Below are 12,831 nucleotides of genomic sequence, written 5' to 3'. Positions count from 1 at the left end.
CACCCATAGCCGTGCGTACGAGTGCCGGCAAGCCAAGGAGACATACACATGAAGAAGGTGACCTTCACGGCGCTGGTGCTCGCGAGCGCCCTCGCCATGAGTGCCTGTGGCTCCTCGGAGCCGGCCAAGGGGACCGCCGGTGGCGGCGGGACGACCGAGGTGACCGTCGGCACCCTGCCGATCCTGCCCACCGCGGCGATCATGCTGGGCATGGACAAGGGCTTCTTCGCCAAGGAGAGACTGGACGTCAAGCTCGAGACCGGCCAGGGTGGTGCGGCGCTCGTGCCCGCGGTCATGTCCGGGCAGATGCAGTTCGCCACGGGCAACCCGATCTCCCTGCTCCAGGCGCGGGACAAGGGTCTCGACGTCCGCGTCGTCTCGTCCTACACCTACGACACCGACAAGGGTGTCCACGCCGTCCTCACGAGGCCGGACAGCGGTATCAAGACCGCCAAGGACCTCGTGGGCAAGAAGGTCGCCGTCAACACCCTGAAGTCCATGGGCGACCTGCTCATCATGGACGCGGTGAAGAAGGACGGGGGCGACCCGAAGGCCGTCTCGTTCGTCGAGCTGCCGTACCCGAACATGGAGGCGGCTCTCAAGAGCGGCCAGGTCGACGCGGTGTGGACTCCCGAGCCGTTCATGACGATCATCCGCAAGGCCGACAACCCCGTGGTGACCTACCCGGGCGTCGCCTCGGTCAAGGGCCACCCGACGATGGTCTACTTCGCGAGCGGCACGCTCGTGAAGTCGAAGCCGGAGCTCGTCTCGGCCATGGCCAAGGCGATCAACGCGACCATGGACTACGCGCAGGCGCACCCGGACGAGGTCCGCGCCAAGGCGGCGTCGGCCCTCAAGATCGACCCTGCCCTGTCGAAGGCGGTCGTCCTCGAGGACGTGGGCGGCCCCGTGCGCAAGGACGAGCTGGCCGCGATGGGTGGCCTGATGAAGGAGTACGGCGTCATCACCAAGGACGCCGACGTCGTCGGCCTGCTGCAGTCCGTTCCGAAGCCCTGAGCGGTGCAGCCGACGGAACCTGCCACGACATCCAGGAGTGACAATGACCGAACCGGCCACGACGCAGCCGTCGGCGCTGCCACAGACCGTGCGACGCCGGAGCGACGGCCCGGTCGACATCCTCGAGCTCGCCCGCCCGGACAAGCGCAACGCCCTTGACGACGAAACGGTCCTCGGACTCGGCGCCTACTTCCGCGCCGTGCCCGAGGGGGTGCGCGCGGTCGTCCTCGCCGCCGAGGGCCGGCACTTCTGTGCCGGACTCGACCTCAACACGATGGACGAGTCGAACGTGTTCGAGGGAGTACTGCACTCGCGGATGTGGCACGGGGCACTCGATGCGCTCATCGCCTCGCCCGTCCCGATCTTCAGCGTACTCAAGGGTGCGGTGATCGGCGGTGGCCTCGAGCTGGCGTCCGCGACCCACGTGCGGGTGGCCGAACCTTCGACGTTCTACGCGCTGCCGGAGGGGCAGCGCGGGCTGTTCGTCGGAGGTGGCGCGTCGGTGCGACTGCCCCGGCTCATCGGAGCTGCGCGGATGACGGACATGATGCTCACGGGCCGCCGCTACGACGCCGTCGAGGGGGAGCAGATCGGCCTGTCCCAGTACGTCGTCGAGGACGGGAACGGCCTGCCGACCGCACTGGAGCTGGCCCATCGCGCCGCGGCCAACAGCCCGATCACGAACTACGGGATCCTCCACGTGCTGCCGCGCACCGCGGAGGCGAACCCGCACGAGGGCTACCTCATCGAGTCGCTCATGGCCGGCATCGCCTCCGGCAGCGATGAGGCGAAGTCGCGGATGCGCGCCTTCCTCGACCGTGACACGGCGGGGGCCCGGGCGTGACCGCGGGAGCGAGCCCGGTGGCATGCCGCGACGTTCGGACCGTCCTCGTCGTCGGTGCAGGCGCCATCGGGACGAGCTGGGCCGCCCACCTGCTGCGGCACGGCCTCGACGTCGTCCTCGTCGACCCGGACCGGCCGGCGCTCGAGCGGGCGCGCACCCTGGCGGCGGCCTTCATCGAGGAGGGCGACGGCCCGGCCGACACGCTCGACCACCTCACGACGACGACCGAGGCCGAGACCTATGCGCCGGCTGCCGACCTCGTCATCGAGGCCGGTCCCGAGGTACTCGATGTCAAGCGCGACCTCTTCGGCCGGCTCGACTCGCTGACCGGGGCGGACGTGCTCCTGACGAGCTCCAGCTCGGGCCTGCCGCCCAGCTCGTTCGCAGGAGCGGCCGGCCGCCACCCCGAGCGCGTCCTCGTCGCGCACCCGTTCAACCCGCCACACCTCGTGCCGCTCGTCGAGCTTGTCGGGGCGCCGACCACGGCGCAGAGCGCACTCCGCGCGGCCGACGCGTTCTTCACCGGGGTCGGCAAGAAGTGCATCACGCTGCGGACCGAGCTGCCGGGCCACGTCGTGAACCGGCTCCAGGCGGCGCTGTGGCGAGAGGCGTACGACCTCGTCGGCCGCGGAGTCGTCAGCGTCGCCGACATCGACACCGCGATCGCCTGGGGGCCGGGGCTGCGCTGGGCGCTGCTCGGACCGTTCGCCACTCAGCACCTGTCCGGTGGTGCGGGCGGCATCGCGCACATCCTCGAGCACCTCGGGCCACCGACCGCCGAGTGGTGGAAGGACCTCGGAGACCCGAGCCTGACCCCCGACCTCTGTGCGGCGATCGTGGCGGGCATGACCGAGGAGATGGACACGACCGGGCAGGACGAGAACGGGCTGCGCGCGCGGCGCGATGCGGCGCTGAGAGGCCTGATCCGGGCCAAGGAGGAGGCGGGCCTGCCATGATCGAACAGAGCACTGAACAGACGGCGGAGCAGCCCACCGAGCAGACGACCGAACCGGCGACCGAGCACGGCCTCGCGCACGGCGACCTGCTCTTCACCCCCGGCGAGGAGCAGCTCACCTCCTCGCGCCTCGCCCACTACCTCGACTGGCTCGCCCGCGAGCGGGGCCTGCGCTTCGACCGCCGACAGCTGTGGGAGTGGTCGGTCACCGATCTCGAGGGCTTCTGGGGCAGCATCTGGGACCACTTCGACGTGCTCGCATCCGTCCCGCCGGAGCGGGTGCTCGCCTCGGCCCGGATGCCGGGTGCCGAGTGGTTCCCCGGCGCTCGGCTCAACTACGCCGAACAGGTCTTCCGGCACACCGACGACGACCGGGTCGCGATCCACGCGTACTCCCAGACCCGGGAGCCGGCTACCCTGACGCTCGGTGAGCTGCGCGACCAGGTCGCCCGGGCCCGCACGGTGCTGCGCCGGCAGGGCGTCGGCCCCGGCTCCCGCGTCGTCGCTCACCTGCCCAACCTGCCCGAGACGGTCGCCGCCTTCCTCGCCACGGCCTCGCTGGGCGCGACCTGGGCCTCGTGCGCGACCGAGTTCGGCGCCCGGTCCGTCATCGACCGGTTCGGCCAGATCGAGCCGACCGTCCTCCTCGTCGCGGGCGGCTACACCTACGGCGACAAGCCCGTCGACAAGAGCGCCGACGTGGCGGAACTCGTCGCGGGCCTGCCCACCCTGACGGTCGTCTTCGACGTCGAGTACGGCAGCTACCGCGCGACGGGCACCCACGGGAGCACTGGCGCCCAAGGCGACGTGAGCGGCATGCGGTCATGGCCGGAGGCCCTCGCTGCAGTCGAGCCCGAGCCGCTCACCTTCGAGCAGGTTCCCTTCGACCACCCGCTCGTCGTCCTCTTCTCCTCGGGGACGACGGGGCTGCCCAAGGCCATCGTCCACGGACATGGTGGCATCCTCCTCGAGCACCTCAAGTGCCATGCCCTGTCGTGGGATCTCGGCCCGGGCGACACCTTCCTCTGGTACTCGACGACTGCGTGGATGATGTGGAACGCGCTCGTCAGCGGCCTGCTCGTCGGCTCGTCGATCGTGTGCATCGACGGCAACCCGGTGCACCCCGACCTCGACCGGCAGTGGCGGCTCGCCGAGGAGACCGGCGCGACCGTCATGGGTGCCGCGCCGGGCTTCATCATGGCGAGCCGCAAGGCCGGCCTGCGCCCGGCACGCGACCACCGCCTCCGGATCCGGCAGTTCGCCTCGGCGGGGGCCCCACTGCCACCCGAGGGCTATGCGTGGATCTACGACCAGCTGCCCGGGGTCGTGCTCAACATCGGCTCGGGTGGCACCGACGTGTGCTCGGGCATCGTCCAGGGCGACCCACTCCTGCCGGTGTGGGCCGGCGAGATCTCCGGTGCCGCGCTCGGCGTCGCGGCCCGCGCCTTCGACGGGGCCGGCCACGAGGTCGTCGGCGAGCTCGGCGAGCTCGTCATCACCGCGCCGATGCCCTCGATGCCGATCGGCTTCTGGGGCGACGCCGACGGATCCCGCCTGCGGGCGGCCTACTTCGACCGCTACCCCGGCGTGTGGCGGCACGGCGACTGGATCGTCTTCTCGCCCGAGGGGCACTGCCACGTCGCCGGCCGGTCGGACGCGACGCTGAACCGTGGCGGAGTGCGCCTCGGCACCGCCGAGTTCTACCGCGTCGTCGAGGAGCTCCCCGGCGTCCAGGACTCGCTCGTCGTCCACCTCGAGCAGGCCGGCGGCAACGGCGACCTCGTGCTGTTCGTCCAGACCGAGCCCGGGCGGCAGCTCGACGCGCAGCTGCGCGCGAGGATCGTCGGCGCGCTGCGACACCAGCTCTCGCCGCGGCACGTGCCCGACACGATCACCGAGGTGGCGGCCGTGCCACGCAACCGCACCGGCAAGAAGCTCGAGCTGCCCGTCAAGCGGATCCTGCAGGGCCACCCGATCGACGAGGTCGCCTCCCGCGACGCGCTTGCCGACCCACACTCCCTCGATGCCTTCGTCGACCTCGCAGCAGCAAGGAACACTCCATGACCCGCTTCACCGGCGCGGGCCTCGACCTGCCCGCCCTCCGCGCCATCGACCTGCACGTCCACATCGAGGTCGACGACCACGGCCACCTCTCCATGGACGAGGAGCTGATCAACGCCTCCACCGCCTACTTCAAGGGCGACCACGGCCGGACCCCGACAATCGACCAGATCGCGGAGACCTACCGAGGCCTCGGCATGGCCGCCGTCGTCTTCACCGTCGACGCGGGCACGGCCCTGGGGCACCCGCCGATCTCGAGCGAGTGGATCGCGGCGGAGGCCGCCAGGCACGCCGACGTCCTGATCCCCTTCGGCTCGGTCGACCCGTGCCGGGGCGCCGACGCCGTCACGCAGGCGCGTCGCCTCGTCGAGGAGCACGGTGTCGCCGGCTTCAAGTTCCACCCGAGCCTGCAGGGCTTCAGCCCGGACGACTCGGCCCACTACCCGCTGTGGCAGGCCCTCGAGGAGCTCGGCGTCCCAGCCCTGTTCCACACGGGCCAGAACGGCATCGGTGCCGGCCTGCCCGGCGGTCGGGGCATCAAGCTGCGCTACTCCAACCCGCTCCTGCTCGACGACGTCGCCGCCGACTTCCCCGGACTGACGGTGATCCTCGCGCACCCGTCGGTGCCGTGGCAGGCCGAGGCGATCTCGATGGCCACGCACAAGGCCAACATCTATCTCGAGCTGTCGGGCTGGTCGCCGAAGTACTTCCCCACGGAGCTCGTCCGGGCCGCCTCCGGGATGCTGCGCCACAAAACGCTGTTCGGCACCGACTACCCCCTCATCACGCCGGAGCGGTGGCTGGCGGACTTCGAGACGCTCGACGTCAAGCCGGAGGCCGAGCCGCTCATCCTGCGGGAGAACGCCATTCGCGTCCTCGGCCTGGACCGGGCGGGCAGCAACGAGGACAGCATCGAGACGCCGGCCACGCCGGCCGCTGAGGAGAAGCCGACCGAACAGAAGCTCGACATCGTCAACCAGGTGGTGTCCTGATGACGACCGCCACCACGATCGAGTCGCGCGAGCGGCCCCCCGGCCCGACGCCGCAGGGCCGGGGGGCCTCTATGTCTTTCGTCAAGCGAGGCGTGGGGTTCTGGGTTCGTAGAAGGTGCCGTCGCGAAGCATGGCGAACAGGACGCTGATGCGGTGGCGGGCGAGGCGGAGGAGGGCTTGGGTGTGGGTCTTGCCGCGGACCAATGCGGACGGCGTCAAGTCCTTCGACACCACGACGTACCGGAAGCTGGCCTGCGGTGAACTCGCCCCCACCCTCGACTTCGCCACCCGTCTCGACCGGCTGGGCCAACACCTGTGGATCAGGTACGTGCTGGTGCCCGGCCGGACCGACGCCCCCGAGGCGATCGACGGACCGGCCGACTTCCTCGCGGGCCTCGGCAGTGCCGAGCGGGTCGACGTCCTGCCGTTCCACAAGCTCGGCGCCCACCAGTACGACGCGTCGGGCGTTCCCTTCCGCCTGCGGGACACGCCGGCCCCCGACGCGGCGCTGGTGGACCGGGTCCGCGGGCAGTTCCGGGAACGCGGTCTGCCTGCCCACTGAATGTGCACGGGGCCGGTCGGTCCCCGCCGGGGACCAGCGGCCCCTGCCCCGGGAACGTGCCGGACGAGAGGCTGAAGTCAGACCCCCGATACAGGAGGCCACCATGGCTCGCACGATCACCGCAGGGATCCGCGGCTCCCGCGACGCCACCCTCCTCTCCGTCGTCGCACACGACTGACGCGCTCACCCCGGAAGAGAAACGAGGACAGCATGAAGGCAGCAGTCGTACGGGAATTCGGCAAACCCCTGGTCATCGAGGAGCGCCCCGACCCCGAGCCCGGCCCCGGGCAGGTCCGTGTCCGCGTCGAGGCGTCCGGGCTGTGCCACACCGACATCCACGCCGCGCACGGCGACTGGCCCGTCAAGCCCACCCCGCCGTTCGTGCCCGGCCACGAAGGCGTCGGCATCGTCGAGAAACTCGGCGAAGGCGTCACCCACCTCGCCGTCGGCCAACGGGTCGCCGTGCCGTGGCTCGGCAGTGCGTGCGGGCGGTGCGAGCACTGCCTGTCCGGCTGGGAAACGCTCTGCGAGAGCCAGGTCAACACCGGCTACGGCTGCGACGGCGGCTACGCCGAGAAGATGCTGGCCCGGGCCGACTTCGCCCAGTCGGTGCCCGAGGGCGTCAGCGCCGTCGACGCCGCCCCGCTGACCTGCGCGGGCGTCACCACGTACAAGGCCCTGAAGGTCGCCGACGTCCGGCCCGCCCAGCTCGTGGCCATCTCCGGCGTGGGTGGACTCGGCCATCTGGCGGTGCAGTACGCGAAGATCGCCGGCGCCACCGTCGCCGCCATCGACATCACCGACGACAAGCTCGAACTCGCCCGGGAACTGGGCGCGGACATCCTCATCGACGCCCGCACCCAGGACGTCGGCGCGGAGCTGAAGCGGCACGGAGGCGCCCATGCCGCCCTTGCCCTCGCCGTGAACCCCGCCGCCTTCGAGGCCGTCAACTCCGGCCTGCGACGCGGCGGAAAGCTCGTCATGGTCGCCCTGCCCGCCCACGGCACCATCCAGGTCCCCATCTTCGACACCGTGCTCAACGGCACCTCGGTGATCGGCTCCATCGTCGGCACCCGCCAGGACCTCGCCGAGGTCTTCCGACTGCACGCGGCCGGCCGGACCAAGGTCATCCAGGAGACCCGCCCGCTCACCTCCGTCAACGAATCCATCGACGAGGTCCTGCGCGGTCAGGTCAAGGCCCGCATCGTCTTCGACCTCGGCGCGGAAGGCTGAGAACGATGCCCCCGAACCCGCCCCTGGTCGTCGGAGTCGACGGGTCCGACTCCAGCCTGCGGGCCGTCGACTGGGCGGCCGACGAGGCCGCCCTGCGCGACGTGTCCCTGCGCGTGGTGTTCGCCTCCCTGTGGGAGCGGTACGAGGGCACCGCGCTCGCGCCGGAACTCGGCGAGTCCTCCGGGCAGGTGGCTCCCGAGGACATCCTCGCTGCCGCCGTCCGGCGCGTCCGGCGCCGCCACGCCGACCTGTCCGTCACCACCGCGGCCGTGCCCGAGGAGCCCGAGTACGTCCTGGTGCGCGAGAGCCGCGACGCCTCCGCCCTGGTCGTCGGTACCCGTGGGCGCAGCGGACTCGCCGGCGCGTTGCTGGGCTCCGTCGGCCTGGCCGCGGCCACCCACGCCCACTGCCCGGTCGTCGTGATCCGAGGCAACCACGACAACCGGGCCGGCGGCGGGCGTCACGACCGGATCGTCGTCGGTGTGGCCGACGCGCCGACGGCGGCGCTGCGCTTCGCCTACGAGGAGGCGCGGCGGCGCGCCGTCCCGTTGGAGGCGGTACGAACCTGGCGGTGCCCCGCGCACGAGTCGATCAGCCACCCCCTGCTCACAGGGGAGCCCGAGCGTCCGTACGAGGAACGGGCCGCCAAGGAACTGGAGGCCGCCCTCTTCGACGCCCCGGCGGACGTGGAACTGCGCCGGCGCACCGTGGAGGGCCTTGCCCGCAGGGTGCTCCTCGCCGCCTCGCAGGAGGCCGGCCTCCTGGTCGTCGGCCGACGTCGCCCCGGCCGTCTCGGTACCCGCCTCGGACGGGTCGCCCACACCGTCCTGCACCACTCCGGCTGCCCGGTCGTGGTCGTACCCGACGAGGCGTGAGGCGGGGGCCGGACCGCCCCGGCGCTCCCCTTCAGGGGGCGCCGGGGCGGAAGGCCGTGCGAGGACGCGGACGTCAGTCGGCGTACGACAGGCCGTGCCCGGAGCGGAAGAGGACCTCGGCCGGATCGTCGGCCCGCTGGATGGGCACGGGCAGCCTGCCGCGCGGATCGACCCGGCCGGCGATCACCCGTGCGGCGGCGCGCAGTTCGACCTCGGTCCAGCAGTAGGAGACCAGTGAGGCCGGGACGCCGCCGAGGTGGGCGATGTCGTAGGGGTTGCGCACCGCGAGGTGGACGACGGGGACGCCCGTCGCGAGCAGCCGGGAGACCAGGGTGCGCTGGGCGCTGGTGGCGTCGACGTTGTCGGTGGTGACCACCACCGCGTCCCGTCCCCGCGCGGCGGCCACGGCTTCGTCGAGCTTCGCCGCGTCGGGCGCCCGGCCGGTGGCGAGGTGGGTGGTGCGGTAGCCCAGTTCCTCGAAGGCCCTGGCCAGTTCGGGAACCGTGGTGCGGGTGTCGTCGGTCGGGAAGGCCGGACTGGCGCCGACCACGAGCAGCTTCCTCTGCCCGCGGCGCAGCGGGAGCGCCTGATCCTCGTTGACCAGCAGGGTGGTGGTGCGCTCGGCGATCCGGGCGGCGGCGAGCCGGTGCCCGCGGGCGCCGACGACCCGGTCGACCTCCTTCGGGGAGACGTAGGGGCTGCCGCTGAGCAGGCCGACCTTGTCCTTGATCCGCAGGATGCGCAGGACCGACTCGTCGAGCCGCTCCTCGGTGATCTCTCCGCTGCGGACGGCGGCCAGGACGCCGTGGTAGGCGACGTCGATGTCCGGCGGGAACAGCAGCTGGTCGGCGCCGGCCTTCAGGGCGAGGACGGGCACGCGGTCGTCGCCGTACTTGGTGCGCACGCCCCGCATGTTGAGGGCGTCGGTGACGATCACGCCGTCGAAGCCCAGTTCCTCGCGCAGCACGCCCTGGAGGATCGTGGGCGACAGGGTGGCTGGCTCGTTGCTGGGGTCGAGCGCGGGGACCTGGAGGTGTGCGGTCATGATCGAGTCGACGCCGGCGGCGATCGCGGCTCTGAAGGGCGGGGCGTCGATGCGCTCCCACTCCTCACGGGTGTGGGTGATCACGGGCAGTTCGGTGTGGCTGTCCTGCCCGGTGTCCCCGTGGCCCGGGAAGTGCTTGGCGCAGGCCACGACGCCGGCTTGCTGATATCCCGTCACCTGGGCCGCCACCATGCGGCCGACCTCGCGGGCGTCGGCGCCGAAGGAGCGGACGTTGATGATGGGGTTGGCCGGATTGACGTTGACGTCGGCGACCGGGGCGAAGTTCTGATGGATGCCCAGGGCGGCGAGTTCGGTGCCCGATATCCGTCCGGCGGTGCGCGCGTCAGAGAGCGAGCGGCCCGCGCCGAGCGCCATCGCGCCCGGCAGCTGGGTGGCGCCGCTGCCGATGCGGACGTTGACCCCGTGTTCCTGGTCGATGGAGATCAGGGACGGGACGGGGGTGGGCAGGGCGAGCGAGGCCCGCTGCACACCGTTCGTCAAGTCCGCGATCTGGCGGGGGTCCTGGATGTTGTTCGTCCAGCCGGAGAAAAGGATGACACCGCCGACGTGGTACTTGGCGATCAGCTCGGCAACGGTGCGGACGCCGAGTTCCCTGAGGTTGCGGTCCTGGTCGAACTGGCTGGGAGAAGTCGCCGACGCACCGTAGAAGTACGGCACGAACAGCTGGCCGATCTTCGCCTCGATGCTCATCCTGGAGACGATCTTCTTGAGGCGGCCGTCGTGCCGGTGCGCGACCGCGGGGGTGGCCGTCACGCCCACGACGCCCGTCGCGCCCGCGGCGACCACGGTCGCGGAGGCGAGGACGGTCCGTCTGGCCAGACTCCGGTCCTGCATGCGGACATGCTCCTTCCAGCCTTGCCCACCAAGGGAATTGAGGGAAACGTGAAGGACTCCGAACAGCGGGAAACGTAGCCCGCAGATCATGGGCGGGGCAAGAGGTCTAGACAAAATGGGTCCAGACGGAATGAGGACTCTCCCGCCATGCGTGTGGGCGCCCTGAGCCGGACTGATGCCTGAAAATCTGCGAGATGCCCGAAATCGAGACCCAGCGGTGTCTCGAAGCCGCTCGACTCCGGTCCGTCGGCCCACGGCGGGCGCGACCCGCCCGGCGGCACGTCACGAAGGTCGGCAACGAGCCGGTGTGGCCCCTGGAACACGTGGGGACAGCTGACCGGACATGCGGATCGTTGTACGCCCTCCGATCGCGGACGGCGGGTGCTTGCGCAGACGGGTGCGGTTGTACTCGGCTGTGTGCCGCTTGCGCGTGTTGCTTCTCCTGCCCACTGCCTGGGACTGCTTTCTCCGGGACCTTCCGTCCCGATGTCAGGCTGTCCAGCTCGGCGGGGGAACTTCAGTCTCGGTGCGCACCGTCTACCGGGACGTCGAGGCCCTGTCGGCGGCCGGGATCCCGGTCTACGCCGAGCGCGGGCGGTACGGGGGTGTCCGGTTGCTGCCCGGGTTCCGTACGGACATGACGGTCCTGACCCGGGACGAGGCGCGGGCCCTGTTCGTCCTCGTGGGGCAGAGCGCGCACTCCGCGCTGGGGCTGGACCGGGCGCTGGGCTCGGCGCTGCGCAAGATGACGGCCGCGCTGCCCGCGCCCCACCGATCGGCCGCCGAGCTGACGAGCCGGCGACTGCTGATCGACCCCGACGGCTGGCTCGGCGAGCAGCGCGACCGGACCGGGCTGGACGAACTGCACCACGTCGTCCTCACCGACCGGCGGCTGCGGATCGCCTACCGGCACAGCGGCCGCGCCACCGCCGACGTCTACTCCGTCGATCCGTGACTTCTACTCCGTCGATCCGTACGGCCTCGTCCCCAAGGCCGACACGCGGTACCTCGTCGCCGACCGGGCGGGGCGCCCCCGGCTCTTCCGCGCCGACCGGCTTCGCGGTGTCGCCGTCACCACGGAGCCGGTGCGCCACCGTAACGGTGTGGAACTCGTCGAGGTCTGGGAGGAACTGCGCCAGGAGGTCGAATCCCGCGGTGGAGGGGTCGTCGTCCGGGCCCGGGTACGCCGACATCGCCTGGACATGCTCCGCCGGATCACCCGTCCGTACTTCCTCAGGGCGACCGGGGAGGGCCGGGTGGACGCGGAGGAACTGACGTCCGGTGGGGAGCCGACGGCCCGGGGCGGGCCGACGGGAGAGCCGGTACGCACGGCGGACGGAGGGGACGGAGGGGACGATGACGGCTGTGACGGCACCGCGGCCGATGAGACATGGCTGACGGTCGAGCTGGAGTACCCGGTACCGGCCGCGGTCTGCCAACTGCTGCAGTTAGGCACGGACGTCGAGGTGCTCGGCCCCCCGAGGCCGTCCAGGAGATCTCCCGTGCCGCTGCAGCTCTCGCCGCGCTCTACTCCCGCACCGGCTGAAGACTCCCCGCCGGCGCGTCGACGTGCTCCCGCAGGGCCAGTCCGCGAGACGACGCTGAGCTTGCCGTACACCCGGTGGAGACGGTTCTCGACGGTACGGACCCCCACTCACATCCACGCGGAACCGACGGCGGCGATCGGCGTGCCGTGCTTCGTCCTGCTCATGCACCGCCGTACCTACACCTTCGTAGGCGTGTGACGCAGGTCGACATCGACGCGGTGACCGTGGAGATCTCCGGCATGAGGGTGGTGGAGGGGATCTCGTTGCGGACGGGCAGCGCCCAGGTGGTGGGGCTCGCCGGGCCCTCCGGCAGCAGTAAGTCGACCCTGTTGCGGTGCTTCTACCGGGCCCTGCGCCCCCCGGCCGATGCGGTACGCCTCGGTGGACCGGGCGTCGCACCCCGGTCGGGCATTCTCGACCTGTACGCCGTCACGCCGCCGCAACGGCGTACGGCCGCCTCCTGACGGTACGGAGGGAGGGCAGGAACCGTGTACGACGCCCGTTCCTCAGCAGCGTCCGTCACCGCCGCCCTGCGTGACGTGGCGGGCCTCGGCGACTTCTTCGCCTTGCAGCTCGGCGGACGGGACGTCGGCCGGCACCCGGTAGCCCGTTCCCACGCGGCGGGTTTCACCGACCTCGCCGAAGCCGGGGCACGCCGCCACCGCACTCAGGAGCCGCACGTCGACGTCGCCATCGCCCAGCTCGGCCCCGCCCCGGACGACACTCGAACCGCTCAAGGGCTCGGACGGCCAGGGTGTGCCTCGTCGACGGGTCGGCCCGTCGGCCGATGCGGTCTGTGCGGGAGCGGCGACGAGGCGTCCAGGCCCTCGCCGCTCCCGCACGGG

At 71.5% G+C, this 12,831-nt stretch carries 12 protein-coding genes and 2 pseudogenes; 12 read left to right on the top strand and 2 right to left on the bottom strand.

Translation table 11 applies throughout. The features are described from left to right. Nucleotides 1-48 precede the first annotated feature (48 nt). The 8 genes and pseudogenes from ACWEQO_RS18485 to ACWEQO_RS18450 all read left to right on the top strand — a co-directional run bounded on the left by ACWEQO_RS18485 (nucleotide 49) and on the right by ACWEQO_RS18450 (nucleotide 8,539). Nucleotides 49-1,017, top strand: a complete 969-nt coding sequence (locus tag ACWEQO_RS18485) for an ABC transporter substrate-binding protein (protein WP_452984279.1) — start codon at nucleotides 49-51, stop codon at nucleotides 1,015-1,017. A gap of 43 nt (nucleotides 1,018-1,060) precedes the next feature. Beyond that, nucleotides 1,061-1,861: a crotonase/enoyl-CoA hydratase family protein gene (locus ACWEQO_RS18480; protein WP_452984277.1), complete on the top strand. Its 801-nt coding sequence runs from the start codon at nucleotides 1,061-1,063 to the stop codon at nucleotides 1,859-1,861. A gap of 17 nt (nucleotides 1,862-1,878) precedes the next feature. Further along, nucleotides 1,879-2,817 carry an FAD-dependent oxidoreductase gene (locus ACWEQO_RS18475; protein ID WP_452984275.1) on the top strand — a complete coding sequence of 313 codons (939 nt, stop codon included), beginning with the start codon at nucleotides 1,879-1,881 and terminating at the stop codon, nucleotides 2,815-2,817. Then, nucleotides 2,814-4,880 (top strand): acetoacetate--CoA ligase, encoded by a 2,067-nt coding sequence (locus ACWEQO_RS18470; RefSeq protein WP_452984273.1) that lies wholly within the window; start codon nucleotides 2,814-2,816, stop codon nucleotides 4,878-4,880. Before ACWEQO_RS18475 ends, ACWEQO_RS18470 begins: the two co-directional genes overlap by 4 nt. Beyond that, the gene (locus tag ACWEQO_RS18465; protein ID WP_452984271.1) at nucleotides 4,877-5,869 is read left to right on the top strand and encodes an amidohydrolase family protein; all 993 of its coding nucleotides are present in this window, start codon (nucleotides 4,877-4,879) and stop codon (nucleotides 5,867-5,869) included. The genes ACWEQO_RS18470 and ACWEQO_RS18465 overlap by 4 nt, the downstream gene beginning before the upstream one ends. A gap of 214 nt (nucleotides 5,870-6,083) precedes the next feature. Beyond that, nucleotides 6,084-6,431: pseudogene (locus ACWEQO_RS18460) on the top strand (pyruvate formate-lyase-activating protein); the annotation flags it as partial. A gap of 210 nt (nucleotides 6,432-6,641) precedes the next feature. Then, nucleotides 6,642-7,664, top strand: a complete 1,023-nt coding sequence (adhP, locus tag ACWEQO_RS18455; protein ID WP_361454169.1) for an alcohol dehydrogenase AdhP — start codon at nucleotides 6,642-6,644, stop codon at nucleotides 7,662-7,664. A gap of 5 nt (nucleotides 7,665-7,669) precedes the next feature. Continuing rightward, nucleotides 7,670-8,539, top strand: a complete 870-nt coding sequence (locus ACWEQO_RS18450; RefSeq protein WP_452984268.1) for a universal stress protein — start codon at nucleotides 7,670-7,672, stop codon at nucleotides 8,537-8,539. Between the two features lie 73 nt (nucleotides 8,540-8,612). On the opposite strand, the gene ACWEQO_RS18445 is transcribed toward ACWEQO_RS18450, so the two are convergent. Continuing rightward, a complete protein-coding gene (locus ACWEQO_RS18445; protein ID WP_452984266.1) occupies nucleotides 8,613-10,439 on the bottom strand; it encodes a glycoside hydrolase family 3 protein in 1,827 nt (608 codons plus the stop codon). 526 nt (nucleotides 10,440-10,965) lie between these two features. Here ACWEQO_RS18445 and ACWEQO_RS18440 point away from each other — a divergent pair. The 4 genes and pseudogenes from ACWEQO_RS18440 (at nucleotide 10,966) to ACWEQO_RS18425 (ending at nucleotide 12,450) form a co-directional block, all read left to right on the top strand. Next, nucleotides 10,966-11,394, top strand: coding sequence for a helix-turn-helix transcriptional regulator (locus ACWEQO_RS18440; RefSeq protein WP_452984264.1), 429 nt, complete (start codon nucleotides 10,966-10,968; stop codon nucleotides 11,392-11,394). After that, nucleotides 11,387-11,458, top strand: a pseudogene (locus ACWEQO_RS18435) (hypothetical protein); the annotation flags it as partial. The gene ACWEQO_RS18440 and the pseudogene ACWEQO_RS18435, both read left to right, overlap by 8 nt. Before the next feature lie 84 nt (nucleotides 11,459-11,542). Continuing rightward, entirely contained in the window at nucleotides 11,543-12,184 is a 642-nt protein-coding gene (locus ACWEQO_RS18430; protein WP_452984262.1) for a hypothetical protein, read from the top strand. Further along, on the top strand, nucleotides 12,181-12,450 hold the full coding sequence (locus tag ACWEQO_RS18425) for an ATP-binding cassette domain-containing protein (protein WP_452984260.1): 270 nt from the start codon (nucleotides 12,181-12,183) through the stop codon (nucleotides 12,448-12,450). Before ACWEQO_RS18430 ends, ACWEQO_RS18425 begins: the two co-directional genes overlap by 4 nt. A gap of 42 nt (nucleotides 12,451-12,492) precedes the next feature. On the opposite strand, the gene ACWEQO_RS18420 is transcribed toward ACWEQO_RS18425, so the two are convergent. Beyond that, nucleotides 12,493-12,723: a hypothetical protein gene (locus ACWEQO_RS18420; RefSeq protein ID WP_452984258.1), complete on the bottom strand. Its 231-nt coding sequence runs from the start codon at nucleotides 12,721-12,723 to the stop codon at nucleotides 12,493-12,495. Nucleotides 12,724-12,831: the final 108 nt, after the last annotated feature.

It is taken from the genome of Streptomyces sp. NPDC004051 (genome assembly GCF_053604275.1).
The sequence above is the reverse complement of the archived record's forward strand: the minus strand, read 5'-3'. Positions and strand labels throughout refer to the sequence as shown.

Excerpts from the sequence above, each read along its gene's own strand:
- ACWEQO_RS18485 (WP_452984279.1), top strand. The coding sequence starts at position 49 with ATGAAGAAGGTGACCTTCACGGCGCTGGTGCTCGCGAGCGCCCTCGCC.
- ACWEQO_RS18480 (WP_452984277.1), top strand. The coding sequence starts at position 1,061 with ATGACCGAACCGGCCACGACGCAGCCGTCGGCGCTGCCACAGACCGTG.
- ACWEQO_RS18470 (WP_452984273.1), top strand. The coding sequence starts at position 2,814 with ATGATCGAACAGAGCACTGAACAGACGGCGGAGCAGCCCACCGAGCAG.
- ACWEQO_RS18465 (WP_452984271.1), top strand. The coding sequence starts at position 4,877 with ATGACCCGCTTCACCGGCGCGGGCCTCGACCTGCCCGCCCTCCGCGCC.
- adhP (WP_361454169.1), top strand. The coding sequence starts at position 6,642 with ATGAAGGCAGCAGTCGTACGGGAATTCGGCAAACCCCTGGTCATCGAG.
- ACWEQO_RS18450 (WP_452984268.1), top strand. The coding sequence starts at position 7,670 with ATGCCCCCGAACCCGCCCCTGGTCGTCGGAGTCGACGGGTCCGACTCC.
- ACWEQO_RS18445 (WP_452984266.1), bottom strand. The coding sequence starts at position 10,439 with ATGCAGGACCGGAGTCTGGCCAGACGGACCGTCCTCGCCTCCGCGACC.